The organism is Nocardioides nitrophenolicus, from assembly GCF_016907515.1.
In the GTDB taxonomy this organism is placed as follows: domain Bacteria; phylum Actinomycetota; class Actinomycetes; order Propionibacteriales; family Nocardioidaceae; genus Nocardioides; species Nocardioides nitrophenolicus.
Genome location: NZ_JAFBBY010000001.1, coordinates 1,214,426 through 1,233,645 on the forward strand (window position 1 = coordinate 1,214,426; position 19,220 = coordinate 1,233,645).

The 19,220-nt window shown below is 69.9% G+C and carries 24 protein-coding genes; all 24 read right to left on the bottom strand.

Going from position 1 to position 19,220, the window contains the following annotated elements; genetic code table 11:
- Positions 1-41: 41 nt before the first annotated feature.
- The 24 genes from JOD66_RS05940 to rplC all read right to left on the bottom strand — a co-directional run bounded on the left by JOD66_RS05940 (position 42) and on the right by rplC (position 19,218).
- A complete protein-coding gene (locus JOD66_RS05940) occupies positions 42-6,899 on the bottom strand; it encodes a DUF5979 domain-containing protein (RefSeq protein WP_204835997.1) in 6,858 nt (2,285 codons plus the stop codon).
- Positions 6,900-7,096: 197 nt separating this feature from the next.
- A complete protein-coding gene (gene map, locus JOD66_RS05945) occupies positions 7,097-7,936 on the bottom strand; it encodes a type I methionyl aminopeptidase (RefSeq protein WP_307823325.1) in 840 nt (279 codons plus the stop codon).
- Between the two features lie 10 nt (positions 7,937-7,946).
- Complete coding sequence (locus JOD66_RS05950) at positions 7,947-8,522, bottom strand: adenylate kinase (protein WP_204835998.1); 576 nt, start codon at positions 8,520-8,522, stop codon at positions 7,947-7,949.
- Positions 8,519-9,832: a preprotein translocase subunit SecY gene (secY, locus tag JOD66_RS05955; protein ID WP_204835999.1), complete on the bottom strand. Its 1,314-nt coding sequence runs from the start codon at positions 9,830-9,832 to the stop codon at positions 8,519-8,521. The genes JOD66_RS05950 and secY overlap by 4 nt, the downstream gene beginning before the upstream one ends.
- 172 nt (positions 9,833-10,004) lie before the next feature.
- Positions 10,005-10,445 (bottom strand): 50S ribosomal protein L15, encoded by a 441-nt coding sequence (gene rplO, locus JOD66_RS05960; RefSeq protein ID WP_204836000.1) that lies wholly within the window; start codon positions 10,443-10,445, stop codon positions 10,005-10,007.
- A 2-nt stretch (positions 10,446-10,447) separates the two neighbouring features.
- Positions 10,448-10,636, bottom strand: coding sequence for a 50S ribosomal protein L30 (gene rpmD, locus JOD66_RS05965; RefSeq protein ID WP_136436430.1), 189 nt, complete (start codon positions 10,634-10,636; stop codon positions 10,448-10,450).
- Complete coding sequence (gene rpsE / locus JOD66_RS05970; RefSeq protein WP_204836001.1) at positions 10,636-11,280, bottom strand: 30S ribosomal protein S5; 645 nt, start codon at positions 11,278-11,280, stop codon at positions 10,636-10,638. The genes rpmD and rpsE overlap by 1 nt, the downstream gene beginning before the upstream one ends.
- A 25-nt stretch (positions 11,281-11,305) precedes the next feature.
- Positions 11,306-11,689, bottom strand: a complete 384-nt coding sequence (gene rplR, locus JOD66_RS05975; protein WP_141797588.1) for a 50S ribosomal protein L18 — start codon at positions 11,687-11,689, stop codon at positions 11,306-11,308.
- Between the two features lie 2 nt (positions 11,690-11,691).
- Positions 11,692-12,231: a 50S ribosomal protein L6 gene (gene rplF / locus JOD66_RS05980; RefSeq protein WP_204836002.1), complete on the bottom strand. Its 540-nt coding sequence runs from the start codon at positions 12,229-12,231 to the stop codon at positions 11,692-11,694.
- 22 nt (positions 12,232-12,253) lie between these two features.
- Positions 12,254-12,658: a 30S ribosomal protein S8 gene (gene rpsH / locus JOD66_RS05985; protein ID WP_179727418.1), complete on the bottom strand. Its 405-nt coding sequence runs from the start codon at positions 12,656-12,658 to the stop codon at positions 12,254-12,256.
- A 65-nt stretch (positions 12,659-12,723) separates the two neighbouring features.
- Complete coding sequence (locus tag JOD66_RS05990; protein ID WP_011757321.1) at positions 12,724-12,909, bottom strand: type Z 30S ribosomal protein S14; 186 nt, start codon at positions 12,907-12,909, stop codon at positions 12,724-12,726.
- Between the two features lies 1 nt (position 12,910).
- Positions 12,911-13,480 (bottom strand): 50S ribosomal protein L5, encoded by a 570-nt coding sequence (gene rplE, locus JOD66_RS05995; protein ID WP_204836003.1) that lies wholly within the window; start codon positions 13,478-13,480, stop codon positions 12,911-12,913.
- Between the two features lies 1 nt (position 13,481).
- Positions 13,482-13,877, bottom strand: a complete 396-nt coding sequence (gene rplX / locus JOD66_RS06000) for a 50S ribosomal protein L24 (protein WP_218865757.1) — start codon at positions 13,875-13,877, stop codon at positions 13,482-13,484.
- Positions 13,877-14,245 (bottom strand): 50S ribosomal protein L14, encoded by a 369-nt coding sequence (rplN, locus tag JOD66_RS06005; protein WP_141797584.1) that lies wholly within the window; start codon positions 14,243-14,245, stop codon positions 13,877-13,879. The genes rplX and rplN overlap by 1 nt, the downstream gene beginning before the upstream one ends.
- A gap of 65 nt (positions 14,246-14,310) precedes the next feature.
- Positions 14,311-14,583: a 30S ribosomal protein S17 gene (rpsQ, locus tag JOD66_RS06010; protein WP_204836004.1), complete on the bottom strand. Its 273-nt coding sequence runs from the start codon at positions 14,581-14,583 to the stop codon at positions 14,311-14,313.
- Positions 14,583-14,819: a 50S ribosomal protein L29 gene (gene rpmC / locus JOD66_RS06015; protein ID WP_204836005.1), complete on the bottom strand. Its 237-nt coding sequence runs from the start codon at positions 14,817-14,819 to the stop codon at positions 14,583-14,585. Before rpmC ends, rpsQ begins: the two co-directional genes overlap by 1 nt.
- Positions 14,819-15,238: a 50S ribosomal protein L16 gene (gene rplP / locus JOD66_RS06020; RefSeq protein ID WP_139621514.1), complete on the bottom strand. Its 420-nt coding sequence runs from the start codon at positions 15,236-15,238 to the stop codon at positions 14,819-14,821. The genes rpmC and rplP overlap by 1 nt, the downstream gene beginning before the upstream one ends.
- Before the next feature lie 3 nt (positions 15,239-15,241).
- Positions 15,242-16,075: a 30S ribosomal protein S3 gene (gene rpsC / locus JOD66_RS06025; RefSeq protein ID WP_204836006.1), complete on the bottom strand. Its 834-nt coding sequence runs from the start codon at positions 16,073-16,075 to the stop codon at positions 15,242-15,244.
- Positions 16,075-16,494, bottom strand: a complete 420-nt coding sequence (gene rplV / locus JOD66_RS06030) for a 50S ribosomal protein L22 (protein ID WP_204836007.1) — start codon at positions 16,492-16,494, stop codon at positions 16,075-16,077. The genes rpsC and rplV overlap by 1 nt, the downstream gene beginning before the upstream one ends.
- Positions 16,491-16,772, bottom strand: a complete 282-nt coding sequence (gene rpsS, locus JOD66_RS06035) for a 30S ribosomal protein S19 (protein WP_204836008.1) — start codon at positions 16,770-16,772, stop codon at positions 16,491-16,493. The genes rplV and rpsS overlap by 4 nt, the downstream gene beginning before the upstream one ends.
- A gap of 12 nt (positions 16,773-16,784) precedes the next feature.
- Positions 16,785-17,621 (bottom strand): 50S ribosomal protein L2, encoded by an 837-nt coding sequence (rplB, locus tag JOD66_RS06040; protein ID WP_141797579.1) that lies wholly within the window; start codon positions 17,619-17,621, stop codon positions 16,785-16,787.
- Positions 17,622-17,645: 24 nt separating this feature from the next.
- The gene (rplW, locus tag JOD66_RS06045; protein WP_141003841.1) at positions 17,646-17,951 is read right to left on the bottom strand and encodes a 50S ribosomal protein L23; all 306 of its coding nucleotides are present in this window, start codon (positions 17,949-17,951) and stop codon (positions 17,646-17,648) included.
- Positions 17,951-18,562 carry a 50S ribosomal protein L4 gene (gene rplD, locus JOD66_RS06050; protein WP_204836009.1) on the bottom strand — a complete coding sequence of 204 codons (612 nt, stop codon included), beginning with the start codon at positions 18,560-18,562 and terminating at the stop codon, positions 17,951-17,953. Before rplD ends, rplW begins: the two co-directional genes overlap by 1 nt.
- A gap of 5 nt (positions 18,563-18,567) precedes the next feature.
- Positions 18,568-19,218, bottom strand: a complete 651-nt coding sequence (gene rplC, locus JOD66_RS06055) for a 50S ribosomal protein L3 (RefSeq protein WP_141797576.1) — start codon at positions 19,216-19,218, stop codon at positions 18,568-18,570.
- Positions 19,219-19,220: the final 2 nt, after the last annotated feature.

The window sequence follows — 19,220 nt, forward strand, 5'->3', positions numbered from 1 at the left end:
CGCGAGAGCCGCTGGTGTGATCGGGTCCCGCGTCATACCGATCAGACTAGACGCCTGCCGCGCAGCACCGCCCCGAGGCCGGCGAGGAGCAGCAGCAGACCGAGAGCCAGGTGCCAGGGGCGGTACGGCGCGCCCGCGTTCGGCAGCCCGCCCGTCCCGTTGGTCACCTCGTTGCCGGACACCGCGTCGAAGTCGTTGACCACCCGCACCGACGCCTGTCCCGGACCCGTGGTCGGGGTCAGGTCGACGGTGATCGTGGCCTTCTTCGACCGGGTGGTCTGACCCGCCACGTCCGCGGTCATCGTGGTCAGCGAGGCGCCGCCGTCCTTGGTCTCGGTGAGCGTGCAGGCCGCGCTGGACGGCAGCTCCTGGTACGACGCCCGGTAGTCGTTGCCCCGCGCGAGCACCCGCTCCGCGCCGCCGGGGACGTCGAGGGCGACCCGCTGTCCGTCGACGAGCCAGGTGCAGGCCAGGGCGACCCGGAACGGGCCGTTCGCGCCCGCGCTGGTGGTGTCGCCGACGACCTTCTTGATCACCTCGAGCGAGGTGAGCCGGAAGGTGTTGGTCGCCGTCACCGTCGCGTGGCTGAGCCCACCGGGCTGGTCCGGCGCCGGCACCACCACGGTGCCGTCGGCCGGCGCCAGCGCCGTCGACGTCGCGCCACCCGAGCCGGTCTCGCTCACCACGCACGAGGTGCCGATCGCGAACGGACCGATGGTGCGGGTGCCACCGGCGGCGAGCTGCACCTTCTCGTCGAACGGCGTCTGGCCGCGGTAGGTGCAGCGCACCTGGAACGCGAAGCTGGCCGTGCCCCAGCGCGCGGCGCCGTCGCCGTCGACCTTCTTCTCCAGGGTCACCGTGCCCGCGTCGTAGGCGTTGGTGATCTCCACCTCGGCCGGCTCGGTGCCGGGCGTGACCGTCGCGGAGCCGTCGCCGTGGTCGACCACGTCGGCCCCGGTGACGACGATCTGGTCGGCGAAGTACCTGTCGGTCTCGGTGACCAGGCAGTCGGCGCCCACCGGGATGGTGTCCGCCGGTGCGGTGAAGGTCTCGCCGGCGCGCAGCGTGAACTCCAGCTCGGTCGTGCCGGAGCCGTCGAAGGTGACGTCCTTGCCGGTGATCGAGGTGCAGGCCAGGGTGAAGGTGAACGGCCCGAAGGTGGTACCGGTCGCCTGGGTCTGGACCCGCTTGGTCACCGACAGCCCGGTGAACCGGTAGTCGTTGGTGATCGTGGCGACGCCGGCGACATCGGTGACCGGGATGGTCACCGGGGTGCCCGAGCGCGACGTCTCGCCGAACTCCCCGACCGGACCCTGCTCGGTGAAGGTGCAGGAGCTGCCGTCGGCACTGATCGGCACCCCGTCGACGACCGCCCGCCAGTCGCCGGCCCGGGTCAGGGTGAGCTCCGCGCCCGCCCCGAGGTCGAGGGCGACGCCGCCGGCCTCGCACGTGACGTCGACCTTCACCCGGTCCGGGGCGTAGTCCGCCGCGGGGCCGGTGATGTCCTTGCGGATCTCGACCGAGCCGGTCCGCAGGTGCACGCCGACCCGGTTCGGCGCGATCTGGCGGAAGGCGGTGATGCCGCTGTACTTGAACTTGATGCCGTGCTGGTTCCACGCGACCAGGTCCGCGGCCGGCACGTCCCGCTCCACGCCGCTCGGGTCGGTGTCGGAGGCGAGCACGTTGCGCGTCGAGAAGGTCACGTCGACCGCCTGGCCGGCGCGCAGCGAGCCCGCGGCCGTCGTACGGAAGTCGAGGTGGACGCGGATGCCGGTCACCTTCGACCAGTCGGTGCTCGCGTCGGCGAGCGACCAGCTCTCGCCGTTCTGCTGGCAGACCGGCTGGGTGGCCAGGCCGGTCCAGGTGCCGACGCAGACGCCGGCGCTGGTGGTGACCTCGACGGTCCGGGTGGTGCCCGCGGGAGCCGAGACCTGCAGCGAGTCGGCCACCAGCTGGGGCCGGTACGCCGAGCCGCGCGGCCCACCCGACACCAGCTGCCGGTCGCCACGGACCGGGAGCTGGTCGAAGACGGTCATCTCGTCGATGTTCACCGTGCCCGCGTTGACGCTGTGCAGCACCCAGTCGTCGGTGCCGTCGACCTCGCTGTTGGCGACGCACGGCGAGCGGTAGTAGGACCCGCCGGTCGCGGCCAGGCTCGGCGCGCACACCGCGTTCGGGCTCCCCGGCTGGGTGGCGCCGGCGAGCGAGCCGCGCACGCCCTTGACCGTGTACAGGTTGGGCCCGGTGACCGTGCCGACGTAGTCGGACGTGCCGCAGGTGCGGGGGTCCTGGCCCCAGTCACCGGTGAGCGGGCCGCCGCTGACGGTGTTCCGGCAAGCAGTGAGGGTCTCCTCGGTGCGCGCGGTCATCGTGTTGGTCGCGGTCTGCCCGGTGCCCAGGCCCGGCTGCAGCTCGAGCTGGAGCCGGATCGTGAACACCTCGCCGGGCCGCATCCGCGCGCCGTCCTCGGGCCAGGTGAACCGGAGCACGGAGCCGCCGGACTCGGTGGTCACCGTGACGTCGTCGGACAGGGTGCCCGTCGGGTCGGCCGTGAACACGGGAGCCGGCGAGCCGGTGTAGAGCAGCTCCGGCGGCAGGACGTCGCGCAGCTCGGTCAGGGTCAGGAACCCGGTACCGACGTTCTTCAACGTGAGGTCGAACGGCACGCTGTCGCCGACCGACGCGAGCCGGTTGCCGTCGTTGGTGAGCTTGCGGACGGCGAGCTCGCGGGTGCCGTGCGAGAGCTGGACCTGCGCGCTCGCGTCCTTGTGCGCGGAGTCGTTCCCGTCGGGCCGGGTGGTCCACGAGGTCTGGGTGTTCGGCACCGTGCCCGTGAACTCCACCGGGTCACCCGAGTCGCGGTAGGTCTCGCGCAGCTGCACGGTGAACCGACCGGCGGCCGACCAGTTCGGCGCCGGAACCGTGGCCGAGAACAGCTTGGCGTCGTCTCGGCTGAAGGTGAACCTGATCCCCTGGACGTCGGCGTTCGCGACGCCGGCGGGCAGCGCGGCGGTGGCAGCCGGGGTGCCGAGGACCCACTGGGCGCCGTCGTACACGTCGACCTGGACCCGGTCCGCGCCGGCCGGCATGCCGATCGTGCCGAGACCGGTGAACCGGAAGGCGTTCCAGAACGCCGGCGACTTCGCCTGGTCCTCGATCACCACCCGCTGCGGCGAGAGCGTGCTGCGCGGGTTGCTGCCCTGGTCGGCCGCCAGCGTGACCGTGACCGGTACGTCGGGCGAGGGCTCGTTGATCAGTGTCGGGCTCACCGACTTGGTGGGCGTGATGTTCACGATCCCGCCGGTCAGCACCGCCTTCGCGTCGGCGACGTCACCGGTGGCGACGCCAGGGCTGGTGACCGGGTCGTAGGACTGCGCGAACACCCGGTTGACCACGTCGAGCGTGTCACCGGCGCGCAGCACCTGGTCCGCGCCCGTGCTCCGCAGCGTCGGCCGGAGCCGGGTCTGCAGGGTCACGGTCAGGTTGTCGTCCTGGGTGATCGTGCCGCCGGTCGTGGCCGGGTCGGTCGGCTGGAAGGTGACGCTGATGCCGACGACCGTGCCGGGGCTCGTGATCCCCGCGTTCACAGCGGCGGCGGTGGTCTGCTCCGCCGTGTAGTCGCCGGTGGCGGCGTCGTACCGCAGCAGCCAGACGACGCTGGCGGCCAGGTCGACCTGGCCCGGACGGCTGGCCGCGATGGTGGCGCCGGTCAGGTCGAAGCGCTGGAACGGGTTGGGCCGCGACGGGTCGCCGAGGTGGTCGGCGTCGAGGTCGAACGGGTTGGCCCGGGCGCCGGCCGCGTCGGCGTCGCTCTGGCAGGCCGGCAGCGTGGTGTCGGTGCAGGCCGCCGGGTCGGTGAGCCGGACGTACGACGCCCGCGCGGTCGAGGCGTTGTGACCGGTCAGGGTCCAGGTGGCCGTCGGGTAGGCGCCGGGGGCGGTCCCGACCGGCGGCACGTGGATCTCGGCGGTCGGCGTGACCGTCTTGGCCACCGCGACGCCCGGGTCGGGGTCGAGGATCTGGATGGTGTCGGCGTCGGTGTCGGTGACGGCCGGACCCGTGCTCGGGGTGCCGGCGATCTGGACGTCGTTCTCCACCAGGCCCTGGTCGGCGGTGTTGTAGTCGCGGTCCTCGACGACGAAGGCGCCGTCGGAGCGGGCCTGGTCGCGCACCTGCCAGACCAGCGAGAAGCGCCGGTCGGTGCTGCCCGCGCCGACGCCCGTCGCCGGGTCCGGGGCGTACGGGTCGAACGCCGCGCCCGGCTGCTGCGCCGCCTGGCGGGCGGTGGTGTCGGCCGCGGTCTCCGCGAGCGTGATCCGCACGCCGAGCGTGGACGCCCGCTGCGCGTCGGTCAGCACGTAGCCCTTGAACCCGCGGCTGCCGTCCTGCCACGAGCCGCCCGGCGCCGGTACGACGGTCCAGCCGGTGCCGTCGTACAGCTCGACCCGGGTGACGGTGTCGTAGCGCAGGTACCAGCCGCTGGTGTACGGCGTCGTCGAGGCGGCGACCGGCTCGATCCGGACCAGGTCGAAGGCGTCGTAGACGGTGTCGGCGACCGGCGTGGTGGCCGGGGCGACGCCGTCGGTGATGATCACCGGCGTGTGGCCGGTGCCGACGCTCCAGTCGAGGTGGGTGGTCGCGCGCTCGCTCGACTGCGCGTCGACGGCCGCCTCCACCCAGGTCTTGCGGATCTCGACCCCGTCGCCCGGGCCGCCGTCGTCGGTGACGACGGTGCCGGTGCCGGTGTCGCCGTCCTCGTCGCTGAGCGGGGCGCCACCGGCGGACTCGCCGTCGGCACCGACCGTCGCGGAGTTGACGTACGCCGTGGGCCGGTCCGGCCCGGGCGTGATCGCGCCGCCGCCGCGCAGGTCGCCGCGCGCCGCGAACTCGATGTTCGGGGTGACCGTGGTGTTGCTCGGGAAGCCGGCGTCGCTGTGGAAGGAGAACCGGATGCCCTGCACGTCGTCGGAGTCGAGGCCGAGGGTCCCGAGCGCCGCCGCGGTGGCCGCGGCGTCCAGGCGCAGCACCGAGGCGCCGGCCTGGGGGCCGTGCGTCACCAGGGTGTGCCAGGCGCCGGTGGTGTCCTGCACCTCGACGGTCAGCACGGTCGTGGCCGGCACCTGGGTGGGCGCGATCGAGACCAGGTCGAAGGCGTCCCAGAACTCGGCGCTGCCGCTGCCGACGGCGTCCTCGACCACGATGTCGTGAACCAGTGCGCCGTCCCCGTGGGCCACGGCGTTGGCCTGCAGCGAGGAGATCACCGAGTCGCCCGGCTCGACGGCGGCCGAGGGGCGCACCGTCTTGGTCAGGCTGGTGCTGATCGCCGGGTCGACGATCCGCAGCGTGTCGCTGTCCTGGTCGGTGTCGGTGAGCCCGTTGCTCGCGCGGACGTCGGCGTCGACGCGGTTGGTGAGCGTCACCTCGGGCACACCGCCCGTGGCGTCCTCGGTGGTGCCGATGTCGAAGCTGGCGCCGCCGGACTCGTTGGCCCGGATCGGCCCGGTCCAGTCGATGTCGAAGCCGGAGATCGGCCCGGACGGGTCCGCGGGCGTCTGCCCGCTGGTGACGACCACGGTCTCGGTGCCACCCGCGAGCAGGTGGTACGTCACCGTCGCCTGGGTGGCCGCGGCCGGCCAGTCCAGCGGAGCGGTGAAGCCACCGAAGGTGACCTCCTCGGTGAAGAAGCCGCGGTCGCGCAGGCCCAGCGAGGTCACCGGCACCTCGCCGTTGGTGCCGCTGATCGTGGCCGAGGCGTCCTGGCCGGCGGTGATGCTGCCCGGCGAGATGTCCTTGTTGGCCTCCACGCTCGGGATCGCCGGTCGCACGACGTAGGACGCCGCGGCGTCGTCGGTCGCCGTCGGGCGGCCGCTCAGCGCGGCGCTGCCCGTGGCGACGTTGTCGACGTGGTGGTCGGCGGTGGACAGGTCGGCACCGTCGTTGCGGTGCGTGGCCCGCTGCTCGAGGCCGAGGTCGGCCCGGATCTGGGTGCCGGGGGCGATCTCGCCCACGCAGGTGATCCGGATGCCACCCACCTCAGCGTCGCTCACGCCGGCGGGCAGGGCCAGCGGGTCGCCCGCCGGTGCGTCACTCCCCTGCACCCAGCCCCAGGTGCCGGCCGTGCGGACGTAGGCGTCCACGCGGACCGTGTCGCAGCCGGCCGGCAGCGCGACGTCGCCGAAGCCGGTGAAGTCGGTGATCGTGAACGGGTTCGAGGCGTCGAGCGTCGCGGCGCCGTCGGGCGCGGCCTTCGGCTCCTGGATCGTCAGCCGGTCCACCGTGACGTTGCCGGTGTTGCGCACGCCCACGCCGATCGTCGAGGCCGCACCCGGCTCGAAGGCCTGGGAGGCAGGCTGCCAGGTCTTGGTGACGTCGGCGCCCATCGTGATCGGCGCGTCGACGTTGATCGTCGCCGAGCTCTGCTTCGTGGTGGCGTTGCTCGCCGAGACCCGCGCGGTGTTGACGATGTCGGCACTCCGGCCCGGCGGGTAGTCGTCAGGCACCTTGAGCGAGATCGAGATCGTGTAGGTCGTCCCGGCCTGGAGGCCGGTGCCGGCAGGCTCGTCGGTCACCTGGTCGAGGTCGACCGTCAGCGAGGTGCCGGTCCCGACGGTCGCGGGCGGGGTGGCCGAGCCACCCGGCTGCCAGGTCACGGTGCGCGGCACCGTGGCGGCGTTCGGGCTGAACGAGACGTTCTGGATGGGGAAGCCGGCCAGCTCGGCCGGGAGCTCGTCGACCACCTGCGTGTCGAGGCAGTCGTCCTCCGAGCAGCGCACCTGGATCAGGTACGTGAACGTCTGCCCCGGCTTCGGCTCGGCCTGGTCGACCGTCTTGTCGATCTGCAGCGAGTCCGGCGCCGCGACCGCCGGCGGCATCACCACCGCCAGGCCCAGCAGCACCATCAGTCCAGCCAGGACCCCGATGCCCCAGCTCCGAACACTTCCGCCCAGCACAGGACGCACTTCACCCACGTTGTTCACGCTCCCTCCAGGAGGAGGGTAAGGAGAGAAATCGTCGTTTTGCGCAGGGTTTGACGGAAAGAGTCGGCTAGATCACGCCGAACGTTCTCAGATCCGGCAACCGACGGGGTGAATCACCCTCACTCGCCCCCGAAGGGGACGCCTAGCTCCTCCAGCCGCGCCCGGCCGCCGTCCTCGGCGGTGAGCACCCACACCCCGGCCTCGGTGAGCGCGAAGGTGTGCTCGTAGTGCGCCGCCCAGCTGCCGTCGGTGGTCACCACGGTCCACTCGTCCGCGGCGACATCGCTGTCGTGGGTGCCGAGACTGATCATCGGCTCGACGGCGAGCGCGGTGCCCTGGCGCAGCCGCGGGCCCCGGCCCGCGCGCCCCTCGTTGGGGACGTCGGGCTCCATGTGCATCGCGGTGCCGATGCCGTGACCGGTGTAGCCGTCGACGATGCCGTAGTCCCCCTGGCCGCGCACGTACGACGCCACGGCGTGCGAGATGTCCCCGACCCGGCCCCCGACGCGGGCAGCGGCCAGGCCGCGCCACAGCGCCTCCTCGGTGACCCGCATCAGCTCGGCCACCTCGTCGCGCACGGCGCCCACGGCCACCGTGATCGCGGCGTCGCCGTGCCAGCCCTGGCCGGAGTCGTCGAAGACGATCGCGCCACAGTCGATGGAGATCGCGTCGCCCTCGGCGAGCACCCGGGGACCGGGGATGCCGTGCACGACCTCGTCGTTGACCGAGGCGCAGATGCTGGCGGGGAACGGCGGCTCGCCATACCCGAGGAAGGACGGGACCGCGCCCTGCTCCCGGATGCTCTGCTCCGCGAGCGCGTCGAGCTCGGCGGTGGTGACCCCCGGCCGGACCGCGTCGCGCAGCCGGGCGAGGGTGCGGCCGACCACCAGGCCGGCCGCACGCATCACGCGCACCTGCTCCGGAGTCTTGAGCTCGATCCGGTGCTGGTCGAAGAACACCGGTCCCGGCTCAGCTCTGGGGGATGTCGTCGAGCGCGTCGAAGATCCGCTGCTGAACCTCGTCGATCTCACCCATGCCGTCGACCGAGACGACCAGGCCGCGCTCGGCGTAGACCGAGATCAGCGGCTCGGTCTCGGCGGAGTAGACCTCGAGCCGGCGCCGGATGACATCCTCGGTGTCGTCGGCGCGGCCCTCGATCTCGGCCCGCTTGAGCAGCCGGCCGAGGAGCGCCTCCTGGTCGACGGTGAGCACCAGCACCGCATCGAGGCGGTGTCCGGTCGCGTCGACCATGCTGTCGAGCTCGGTGACCTGGGCCAGGGTGCGCGGGTAGCCGTCGAGCAGGAAGCCCTTGTCGGCGTCCGGCTCGGCGATCCGGTCGCGAACCATGTTGTTGGTGACCTCGTCGGGAACGTACTCCCCGGCGTCCATGTAGCGCTTCGCCTCGACGCCGAGCGGGGTGCCCTGGCCGACGTTCGCGCGGAAGATGTCGCCCGTGGAGATGGCCGGGACGCCGAAGTGGTCGGCGACCGCCTTCGCCTGGGTGCCCTTGCCGGCACCGGGCGGGCCCATGATCAGAAGCCTCAACGCAGGAATCCTTCGTAGTTGCGCTGCTGGAGCTGGCTCTCGATCTGCTTCACGGTGTCGAGCGCGACGCCGACCATGATCAGGATGGACGTGCCACCGAACGGGAAGTTCTGGTTGGCGTTGATCAGCACGAACGCGATCAGCGGTACGAGCGAGATCAGACCCAGGTAGAGAGCGCCCGGCAGCGTGATGCGGGACAGGACGTAGGACAGGTAGTCCTGGGTCGGCTTGCCCGCCCGGATCCCGGGGATGAAGCCGCCGTACTTCTTCATGTTGTCGGCCACCTCTTGCGGGTTGAAGGTGATCGAGACGTAGAAGTAGGTGAAGAAGATGATCAGCAGGAAGTACGCCGCCATGTGGATCGGGTGACCCTGGTCGACGAGGTACTCGTTGACCCAGCGGATGACCTTGTTGGGGTTCTCCTGGTTGAACTGGACCGCCATCGCCGGCAGGTAGAGCAGCGACGAGGCGAAGATGACCGGGATGATGCCGGCCTGGTTGACCTTGAGCGGGATGTAGGTCGAGCTGCCGCCGAACATCTTGCGGCCCACCATCCGGCGGGCGTACTGCACCGGGATCCGGCGCTGCGCCTGCTCGATGAAGATGACCGCGGCGACCAGCACCAGACCGATCACGACCACGATGCCGAAGGTCCACCAGCCCTGGCTGATCTTGACCTGCCACAGCGCGATCGGGAAGGTCGCGACCACCTGGGTGAAGATCAGGATCGACATGCCGTTGCCGACTCCGCGCTCGGTGATCAGCTCGCCGAGCCACATGATGACGGCGGTGCCGGCGGTCATGGTCACGACCATGACCAGGAAGGTCTTGGTGTCATTGCTGTGCAGCAGCGGATACTGCGTGCTGTCACAGCCCTGGAGCAGGTTGCCCGTGCGCGCCAGCGCGACGATGCCGGTGGCCTGCAGGACCGCGAGGCCCAGGGTGAGATAGCGGGTGTACTGCGTGATCTTGGTCTGGCCGGCCTGGCCCTCCTTCTTGAGGGCCTCGAGCCGCGGGATCACCACGACGAGCAGCTGCAGGATGATGCTCGCGGTGATGTACGGCATGATGCCGAGCGCGAAGATCGTCAGCTGGAGGAGAGCTCCACCGGAGAACAGGTTGACCAGACTGTAGAGACTGGCGTTGCTGCCTTCCTCGACCACCTTGATGCACTTCTCCACGTTGGAGACGTGCACGCCAGGAGCAGGGATCTGGGACCCGGCCCTGAAGATGACGATGATCAACAGGACGAACAGCAGCTTGCGCCGCAGGTCCGGGGTCCGGAAGGCGTTCACGAACGCGGTGAGCACGCGGGTCCTCTTCTCTCATCGCTGGCCTTGTGGCCAGCGGGAAGCCTAACAGGGAGGTCACAGCCCCCTGACGGGGTACGCCGAGCCTGCCGAGGAGCAGGCTTCGGAGACGCGCAAGGGGCGCGACGAGACCCGGGCAACACCCGGGACCGACGCGCCCCTCGCAGCGCCATCACAGGACCGTGACGGTCCCGCCGGCGCCCTCGATCTTCTCCTTGGCCGATGCCGAGAACGCGTTCGCGCTCACCGACACCTTGACCGTCAGGTCACCCTGGCCGAGCACCTTGACGAGCTCGCCCTTGCGGACGGCGCCCTTGGCGACCAGCGTCTCCGGGGTGACGTCGCCGCCCTCGGGGAACAGCGCGCTGATCCGGTCGAGGTTGACGACCTGGAAGGTCACCTTGAAGGGGTTCTTGAAGCCCTTGAGCTTCGGGAGCCGCATGTGCAGCGGCATCTGGCCACCCTCGAACGCGACCGGGACCTGGTAGCGGGCCTTGGTGCCCTTCGTACCACGACCGGCGGTCTTGCCCTTGGAGCCCTCACCACGACCCACGCGGGTCTTGGCGGTCTTCGCACCCGGCGCGGGGCGCAGGTGGTGCAGCTTGAGCGTCATTGTCACTCGCCTCCGACGACCTCGACCGTCACCAGGTGACGGACGGTGTGGACCATGCCCCGGATCTCGGGACGGTCCTCCTTGATCACGACGTCGCCGATCCGCTTGAGACCGAGGCTGCGCAGCGTCTCACGCTGGTTGGCCTTGGTGCCGATCTTCGACTTGGTCTGCTGGACCTTCAGCTGTGCCATCAGACGGACACCGCCTCGGGGGCCGAGGCCTTGGCGGCGGCCGCGGCGGCCTCGCCCTCGGCCTTGGCCTTCAGCAGCGCCGCCGGGGCGACGTGCTCGACCGGCAGACCACGGCGCGCGGCCACCGCCTCGGGCTGCTCCAGCATCTGGAGCGCCGCGACGGTCGCGTGCACGATGTTGATCTGGTTGGACGAGCCCAGCGACTTGCTGAGCACGTCGTGGATGCCGGCGCACTCCAGGACGGCGCGCACCGGACCACCGGCGATGACACCGGTACCGGGAGCGGCCGGGCGCAGGAACACCACGCCGGCGGCCTTCTCGCCCTGGACCGGGTGCGGGATCGTGCCCTGGACGCGGGGGACGCGGAAGAAGTTCTTCTTCGCCTCCTCGACGCCCTTGGCGATCGCCGCGGGAACTTCCTTGGCCTTGCCGTAGCCGACGCCGACCAGACCGTCGCCGTCGCCCACGATCACGAGGGCGGTGAAGCTGAAGCGACGACCACCCTTCACGACCTTGGCGACGCGGTTGATCGCGACGACGCGCTCGACGTACTGGCTCTTCTCGGCGCCACCGCGGCCGCCGTCACGGCCACCACGGCCGCCACGGTCGCCGCCCGAACGCTGTCCGCGCTGGGGTCCGCTCATGATCTCTCCTCAGTCCTGTTCGCGGTCAGAAGGTCAGGCCGCCCTCGCGGGCGCCATCTGCCAGGGCCGCGATGCGACCGTGATACTTGTTGCCCGACCGGTCGAAGACGACCGACTCGACACCCTGCTCCTTGGCGCGGGCGGCGACGAGCTCGCCGACCTTCTTCGCCTTGGCGGTCTTGTCGCCGTCGAAGGCGCGCAGGTCGCCCTCGAGGGTCGAGGCCGAGACCAGGGTCTTGCCGACCAGGTCGTCGACGACCTGGGCGGTGATGTGCTTGCTCGACCGGGTGACCACCAGGCGCGGACGCTCGGAGGTACCGGAGATCTTCTTGCGACCGCGGATCTGGCGGCGCAGCTTGGAGCTGGCGCGAGCCGAGAGGTTCCGCTGGTGCTTGAGGGTGATCGCCATGGTCACTTACCAGCCTTTCCGACCTTGCGACGGACGTGCTCGCCGGCGTACCGGACGCCCTTGCCCTTGTAGGGCTCGGGCTTGCGGAGCTTGCGGATGTTGGCGGCGACCTCGCCGACCAGCTGCTTGTCGATGCCGACGACGCCGAGCTTGGTCGGGCCCTCCACCGTGAAGGTGATGCCCTCGGGGGCGTCGAAGATGATCGGGTGCGAGTAGCCGAGCTGGAACTCCAGCTGGGTCGGGCCCTTGGACAGGACGCGGTAGCCGACGCCCACGATCTCGAGCTTCTTCTCGTAGCCCTCGGTCACGCCGATGACCATGTTGTTGATGAGCGTGCGGCTCAGGCCGTGGTAGGCCTTCGAGAGCCGCTCGTCGTCGGGACGCTTGACGTCGAGGACGCCCTCACCCTTCTCCACGGTGATCGGAGCGACCACGGTGTGGCTCAGGGTGCCCTTCGGGCCCTTGACCGTGACGTCGGAGCCGTTGATCTGGACGTCGACCCCAGCCGGGACCGGGACGGGGAGCTTGCCGATGCGCGACATGTTCTTCTCTCTCCTTCCCTTGTCACCAGACGTAGGCGAGGACTTCCCCACCCACGCCCTTCTGGTTGGCCTGGCGGTCGGTCAGCAGACCCTGGCTGGTCGAGATGATCGCCACGCCCAGGCCGCCGAGGACCTTCGGCAGGCCGGTGTGCTTGGCGTACACCCGCAGACCGGGCTTGCTGATGCGGCGCACGCCGGCGAGCGAGCGCTCGCGGTTGCGGCCGTACTTCAGGGTCACGGTCAGCAGCTTGCCGACGCCGTTCTCGTTGTCGGCGACCGCGTAGGAGGTGATGTAGCCCTCCTGCTTGAGGATCTCCGCGACGCCTTCCTTGAGCTTGCTGTACGGCATGGTCACCGCGTCGTGGTACGCCTGGTTGGCGTTGCGCAGACGCGTGAGCATGTCTGCGATCGGGTCAGTCATCGTCATGATGTGTGTTCTTTCTGCTGTGGTTTCCACCCGCTCGCGGCAGGTGGACCTTCAACGGTTGGGTGTTACCAGCTCGACTTGGTGACGCCGGGCAGCTCGCCGCGGTGGGCCATCTCCCGCAGGCAGATCCGGCACAGGCCGAACTTGCGGTAGACCGCCTTGGGCCGGCCGCACCGCTGGCAGCGGGTGTAGCCGCGCACCGCGAACTTGGGCTTGCGGGCCGCCTTGACCTTGAGCGCAGTCTTCGCCATGTCAGTTCTCCTTGAACGGGAAGCCGAGCTGCTTCAGCAGCGCGCGCCCCTGCTCGTCGTTGGTCGCCGTGGTGACGATGGTGATGTCCATGCCCCGCTGGCGGTCGACCTTGTCCTGGTCGATCTCGTGGAACATGACCTGCTCGGTCAGCCCGAAGGTGTAGTTGCCGCGACCGTCGAACTGCTTGGGCGAGAGGCCCCGGAAGTCACGGATGCGCGGGAGGGCCAGCGACAGCAGACGGTCGAGGAACTCCCACATCCGGTCGCCCCGCAGGGTGACGTGGGTGCCGATCGGCATGCCCTCGCGCAGCTTGAACTGGGCGATGGACTTTCGCGCCTTGGTCACGGCCGGCTTCTGGCCGGTGATCGCGGTCAGGTCGCGGATCGCGCCCTCGATCAGCTTCGAGTCGCGGGCGGCCTCGCCGACACCCATGTTGACCACGATCTTGACCAGACCGGGGACCTGCATGACGTTGGCGATCTCGAACTCGGACTTGAGCGCCGGGAGGATCTCCTCGCGGTACTTGGTCTTGAGCCGAGGGGTGACCTTCTCGATGGTGGTCTCGCTCATCTCAGATCTCCTTCCCGGTCTTGCGGGAGATGCGGACGCTGCGCGTCGACGGGTACTCCGAGCCGTCGGGGCGGCGCTTGGTGACGTCGACCCGCTTGTAGCCGACCTTGGTCACGCCGTCGCCCTCGACCAGCATCACGTTGGACACGTGGATCGGGGCCTCGGTGGTGATGATGCCGCCGGTGTTGCCGGCGCGCCCACCCTGGTCGACGACCTTGGTGTGCTTCTTGATCCGGTTGACACCCTCGACGATCACGCGCTCCTCCTCACGGAGGACCTTGATGATCTTGCCCTCGGCGCCCTTGTCCTTGCCGGCGATGACCTTGACGGTGTCGCCCTTCTTGACCCGCAGGTTGGGCTTCTTGCGAACCTGCTCGGACTTCTTGCGGGCAGCCATCACAGCACCTCCGGAGCCAGCGAGATGATCTTCATGAACTTCTTCTCCCGCAGCTCGCGGCCGACGGGGCCGAAGATGCGCGTACCGCGCGGCTCGCCGTCGTTCTTGAGGATCACCGCCGCGTTCTCGTCGAAGCGGATGTACGAACCGTCGGGGCGGCGGCGCTCCTTGACGGTGCGCACGACGACGGCCTTGACGACCTCGCCCTTCTTGACGTTGCCGCCGGGAATGGCGTCCTTGACGGTGGCGACGATGACGTCACCGATCCCGGCGTAGCGACGACCGGAGCCGCCGAGCACGCGGATGCAAAGGATCTCCTTGGCACCGGTGTTGTCGGCGACCTTGAGTCGCGACTCCTGCTGAATCATCGATTTCTCCTGGTTGTCGTGCCGGTTCTCAGGGCCTCACAGACCCTGAGCCTGGCCGAACGGATTTACTTCGCGCGCTCGAGGATCTCCACCACGCGCCAGCGCTTGGTGGCCGACAGCGGGCGGGTCTCCATGATGAGGACGCGGTCGCCGACGCCGCAGTCGTTCTGCTCGTCGTGGGCCTTGAGCCGGGTGTTGCGGCGCATGACCTTGCCGTACAGGGCGTGCTTGACGCGGTCCTCGACGGACACGACGACCGTCTTGTCCATCTTGTCGCTGACCACGAGACCCTCACGGGTCTTGCGGGCGTTGCGCGCGGTCTGTGCAGACTCGCTCATCAGTTCTCCTCCTCCGAACCCGGGGCGGTCCGGATGCCGAGCTCGCGCTCACGCACCACGGTGTAGATCCGGGCGATGTCCTTCTTGACCGTGCGCAGCCGACCGTGGCTCTCCAGCTGGCCGGTGGCCGCCTGGAAGCGGAGGTTGAACAGCTCCTCCTTGGCCTCGCGCAGCTTGGCCTCGAGGTCGACGGCGTTGAGCTCGTCCAGCTCGTGGGCGCGGATGACGTTCGCCATCAGAACTCACCAGCCTCTCGCGTGATGAATCGGGCCTTCATGGGCAGCTTGTGGATCGCACGGCGCATGGCCTCACGCGCGATGTCCTCCGGGACGCCGGAGAGCTCGAACATGACGCGGCCCGGCTTGACGTTGGCGACCCACCACTCGGGCGAGCCCTTGCCGGAGCCCATGCGGGTCTCGGCCGGCTTCTTGGTGAGCGGGCGGTCCGGGTAGATGTTGATCCAGACCTTTCCGCCACGCTTGATGTGGCGGGTCATCGCGATACGGGCCGACTCGATCTGGCGGTTGGTGACGTACGCACCCTCCAGCGCCTGGATACCGAAGTCACCGAACGCGAGCGACGTACCGCCCTTGGCAGCACCCGACCGCTTGGGGTGGTGCTGCTTGCGGTGCTTGACGCGACGCGGCATCAACATGACTCAGGACTCCGATCCGGTGGTCGGCTCGGCCGGGGTGGCCTCGGGGTTGCTCTCCACGGCGGGAGCGGCACCCTCGGCGTTGCGGTCCGAGCGGTTCGGGCGGTCGCCGCGCGACCCACGGGTCGGCCGGTCGCCACCACGGCTGGGGCGGCCACCGCGGCCGGGGACACCGGCGCGGGCAGCGGCCTGGGCCTGGCGCTCGGCACGGGAGCCGGCGACCTCGCCCTTGTAGATCCAGACCTTCACGCCGATCCGGCCGAAGGTCGTGCGGGCCTCGTAGAAGCCGTAGTCGATGTCGGCGCGCAGGGTGTGCAGCGGGACACGACCCTCGCGGTAGAACTCGGTGCGCGACATCTCGGCGCCGTTGAGACGGCCCGAGCACTGGATCCGGATGCCCTTGGCACCGGAGCGCATCGAGGTCTGCATGGCCTTGCGCATCGCGCGGCGGAACTGCACGCGACCCGACAGCTGCTCGGCGACACCCTGGGCGACCAGCTGCGCGTCGATCTCGGGGTTCTTGACCTCGAGGATGTTGAGCTGGACCTGCTTGCCGGTGAGCTTCTCGAGCTCGCCGCGGATGCGGTCGGCCTCGGCGCCACGGCGACCGATGACGATGCCCGGACGCGCGGTGTGGATGTCGACGCGGACCCGGTCGCGGGTGCGCTCGATCTCGACCTTGGCGATGCCGGCCCGCTCCATGCCCTTGCTGAGCAGCTTGCGGATCGCGACGTCCTCGCCGACGTAGGACTTGTACAGCTTGTCGGCGTACCAACGCGACTTGTGGTCGGTCGAGATGCCGAGGCGGAAGCCGTTCGGGTTGATCTTCTGACCCATTACTTCTTGCCCTTCTTCGCGACGACATCGGCCGGCTGGACCGCGATGGTGATGTGGCTGGTGCGCTTGTTGATCCGGGTGGCCCGGCCCTGCGCACGCGGACGCCAGCGCTTCATCGTCGGACCCTCGTCGACCCGCGCGACCGAGACGACCAGGTCGCCGGTGGCGAGGCCCTCGGTGGTCGCGGCGTTCGCGACGGCGCTCTGCAGCACCTTGTAGACGGTCTCCGAAGCCGACTGCGGCGCGAACTGCAGCAGCGTCAGCGCCTCGTCGGCGGGCAGGCCGCGGACCAGGTCGACGACGCGGCGCGCCTTCATCGGGGTGATCCGCACGAAGCGGGCGGTCGCGAAGGCGCCGGGCTCCTCGCCCAGGAGCGACTCGCGACGCGCGCTGGTGCGGTGACGCTCAGTGGTGCTCATCGACGGCGTCCCTTCCGGTCTTCCTTGACGTGGCCGCGGTAGGTGCGGGTCGGCGCGAACTCACCGAGCTTGTGGCCGACCATGGAGTCGGACACGAAGACCGGGACGTGCTTGCGACCGTCGTGGACCGCGATCGTGTGGCCGATCATCGAGGGGATGATCATGGACCGGCGCGACCAGGTCTTGATGACGTTGTGGCTGCCCTTCTCGTTCTCGGCGTCCACCTTCTTGAGCAGGTGGCCGTCGACGAAGGGGCCCTTCTTCAGGCTGCGAGGCATCTCTCAGTTCCTTCAGCGCTTGTTCTTGCCGGACTTGCGGCGTCGGATGATCTGGGAGTCGCTGGCCTTGCGCTTGCGCGTACGGCCCTCGGGCTTGCCCCACGGCGAGACGGGGTGACGACCACCGGACGTCTTGCCCTCACCACCACCGTGCGGGTGGTCGACCGGGTTCATGACCACACCACGGACGGTCGGGCGCTTGCCCTTCCACCGCATGCGGCCGGCCTTGCCCCAGTTGATGTTGGACTGCTCGGCGTTGCCGACCTCGCCGATCGTCGCGCGGCAGCGCACGTCGACGTAGCGCATCTCGCCCGAGGGCAGACGCAGGGTGGCACGCGAGCCCTCACGGGCGACGAGCTGCGCGCTGTTGCCGGCCGAGCGGGCCAGCTTGGCGCCGCCGCCGGGACGCAGCTCCACGCAGTGGATCGTCGTACCGACGGGGATGTTGCGCAGCGGCAGGTTGTTGCCCGGCTTGATGTCGGCGCCGACGCCCGACTCGACCCGCATGCCCTGCGTCAGGTCCTTCGGCGCCACGATGTAGCGCTTCTCGCCGTCGGCGTAGTGCAGCAGCGCGATCCGCGCGGTGCGGTTGGGGTCGTACTCGATGTGGGCGACCTTGGCCGGGACGCCGTCCTTGTCGTAGCGACGGAAGTCGATGATCCGGTAGGCGCGCTTGTGACCGCCACCGTGGTGCCGCGTGGTGATCCGGCCCTGGTTGTTGCGGCCGCCCTTCTTGGGCAGCGGGCGGGTCAGCGACTTCTCGGGGGTGGTCCGGGTGATCTCGGCGAAGTCGGCCACCGAGGAGCCACGACGGCCCGGGGTGGTCGGCTTGTACTTGCGGATAGCCATGTCAGATTCCTCTACCTAGCCCGGTCAGGAGACCGGACCTCCGAAGATGTCGATGCGGTGACCGTCGGCCAGGCTCACGATGGCGCGCTTGGTGTCCTTGCGCTTGCCGAGGCCGTTGCGGGTGCGGCGGACCTTGCCCGGACGGTTGAGCGTGTTCACCGAGGTGACCTTGACGCCGAAGATCTTCTCGACGGCGATCTTGATCTCGGTCTTGTTGGCGTCCGGGTGCACCAGGAAGGTGTACTTGTTGGCGTCGAGGAGGCTGTAGCTCTTCTCCGACACCACGGGCGCGATCAGGACGTCGCGGTGGTCCTTGTGCAGGGTGCTCATCAGTTGGTCTCCTCCTCGGCGTTGCCACCGACGAGGCGGTCGAACGCGGCCTTGCTGAACACCACGTCGTCGCTCACGAGGACGTCGCGGGTGTTGAGCTGGTCGACCGCCACGATGTGCACCTCGGGCGCGTTGCGCAGCGAGAGCCAGGTGAGGCTGTCGGTGCGCTCCAGCACGACGAGGAACTTGCGGCGGTCGGACAGCTCGAAGAGCGAGGCGAGCGCGGCCTTGGTCGACGGCTTGTCGCCGGACACGAGGCCCTCGACGACGTGGATCCGCTCGTTGCGGGCCCGGTCGGAGAGGGCGCTGCGCAGGGCGGCGGCCTTCATCTTCTTGGGGGTGCGCTGGCTGTAGTCACGCGGCTGCGGGCCGTGGACGATGCCACCGCCGGCGAACTGCGGCGCGCGGGTCGAGCCCTGGCGGGCGCGGCCGGTGCCCTTCTGCTTGTAGGGCTTCTTGCCACCGCCGCGGACCTCGCCGCGACGCTTGGTGGCGTGGGTGCCCTGGCGCGCGGCGGCCTGCTGGGCGACGACGACCTGGTGGATCAGCGGGATGTTGACCTCGACGTCGAAGATCTCGGCGGGGAAGTCGACAGAGACGGTCTTGGCCATGGTGATCAGCCCTTCTTCGCAGCCGTGCGGAGAACGACGAGACCGCCCTTGGGGCCGGGGACGGCGCCCTTGATCAGGACGATGCCCTTCTCGACGTCGACGGCGTGGACGGTGACGTTCTGGGTGGTGACGGTGTCGGTACCCATGCGGCCGGCCATGCGCAGACCCTTGAACACGCGACCGGGGGTGGCGCACGCGCCGATCGAGCCCGGCTTGCGGTGGTTGCGGTGGGCACCGTGGGAGGCGCTGACACCGGCGAAGCCGTGACGCTTCATGACACCGGCGAAGCCCTTGCCCTTGCTGGTGCCGGTCACGTCGATGACCTGGCCGGCCTCGAACGTGTCGACGGGCAGCTCCTGGCCGACGGTGTACTCGCTGGCGTCGGCGGTGCGGATCTCGACGACGTGGCGGCGCGGCGTCGTGCCGGCCTTGGCGAAGTGACCCGCCTGCGGCTTGTTGACCTTGCGGCCCTCGATCTCGCCGAAGCCGATCTGGATGGCGTTGTAGCCGTCCGGCTCGGGCTGGCGGACCTGGGTGACGACGTTGGTGCCGGCGGCGACCACGGTCACCGGGATGACCCGGTTGTTCTCGTCCCAGAGCTGGGTCATGCCGAGCTTGGTGCCCAGCAGCCCCTTCACGTTGCGCTCAATAGTCATGT

Excerpts from the sequence above, each read along its gene's own strand:
- JOD66_RS05990 (WP_011757321.1), bottom strand. The coding sequence starts at position 12,909 with ATGGCGAAGACTGCGCTCAAGGTCAAGGCGGCCCGCAAGCCCAAGTTC.
- rplF (WP_204836002.1), bottom strand. The coding sequence starts at position 12,231 with ATGTCGCGCATCGGCAAGCTCCCCGTCCCGGTCCCGGCTGGGGTCGAC.
- rpsH (WP_179727418.1), bottom strand. The coding sequence starts at position 12,658 with ATGACGATGACTGACCCGATCGCAGACATGCTCACGCGTCTGCGCAAC.
- rpmD (WP_136436430.1), bottom strand. The coding sequence starts at position 10,636 with ATGGCACAGCTGAAGGTCCAGCAGACCAAGTCGAAGATCGGCACCAAG.
- JOD66_RS05940 (WP_204835997.1), bottom strand. The coding sequence starts at position 6,899 with ATGGTGCTGCTGGGCCTGGCGGTGGTGATGCCGCCGGCGGTCGCGGCG.
- rplE (WP_204836003.1), bottom strand. The coding sequence starts at position 13,480 with ATGAGCGAGACCACCATCGAGAAGGTCACCCCTCGGCTCAAGACCAAG.
- rplP (WP_139621514.1), bottom strand. The coding sequence starts at position 15,238 with ATGTTGATGCCGCGTCGCGTCAAGCACCGCAAGCAGCACCACCCCAAG.
- rplN (WP_141797584.1), bottom strand. The coding sequence starts at position 14,245 with ATGATTCAGCAGGAGTCGCGACTCAAGGTCGCCGACAACACCGGTGCC.
- rpsS (WP_204836008.1), bottom strand. The coding sequence starts at position 16,772 with ATGCCTCGCAGCCTGAAGAAGGGCCCCTTCGTCGACGGCCACCTGCTC.
- rplO (WP_204836000.1), bottom strand. The coding sequence starts at position 10,445 with ATGACGCTCAAGCTGCACCACCTGCGCCCCGCGCCGGGTGCGAAGACC.
- rpmC (WP_204836005.1), bottom strand. The coding sequence starts at position 14,819 with ATGGCGAACGTCATCCGCGCCCACGAGCTGGACGAGCTCAACGCCGTC.
- rpsQ (WP_204836004.1), bottom strand. The coding sequence starts at position 14,583 with ATGAGCGAGTCTGCACAGACCGCGCGCAACGCCCGCAAGACCCGTGAG.
- rplB (WP_141797579.1), bottom strand. The coding sequence starts at position 17,621 with ATGGCTATCCGCAAGTACAAGCCGACCACCCCGGGCCGTCGTGGCTCC.
- rplD (WP_204836009.1), bottom strand. The coding sequence starts at position 18,562 with ATGGCCAAGACCGTCTCTGTCGACTTCCCCGCCGAGATCTTCGACGTC.
- rplC (WP_141797576.1), bottom strand. The coding sequence starts at position 19,218 with ATGACTATTGAGCGCAACGTGAAGGGGCTGCTGGGCACCAAGCTCGGC.
- rplV (WP_204836007.1), bottom strand. The coding sequence starts at position 16,494 with ATGAGCACCACTGAGCGTCACCGCACCAGCGCGCGTCGCGAGTCGCTC.
- rpsE (WP_204836001.1), bottom strand. The coding sequence starts at position 11,280 with ATGAGCGGACCCCAGCGCGGACAGCGTTCGGGCGGCGACCGTGGCGGC.
- rplW (WP_141003841.1), bottom strand. The coding sequence starts at position 17,951 with ATGAGCACCCTGCACAAGGACCACCGCGACGTCCTGATCGCGCCCGTG.
- rplR (WP_141797588.1), bottom strand. The coding sequence starts at position 11,689 with ATGGCGATCACCCTCAAGCACCAGCGGAACCTCTCGGCTCGCGCCAGC.
- rpsC (WP_204836006.1), bottom strand. The coding sequence starts at position 16,075 with ATGGGTCAGAAGATCAACCCGAACGGCTTCCGCCTCGGCATCTCGACC.
- rplX (WP_218865757.1), bottom strand. The coding sequence starts at position 13,877 with ATGGCTGCCCGCAAGAAGTCCGAGCAGGTTCGCAAGAAGCCCAACCTG.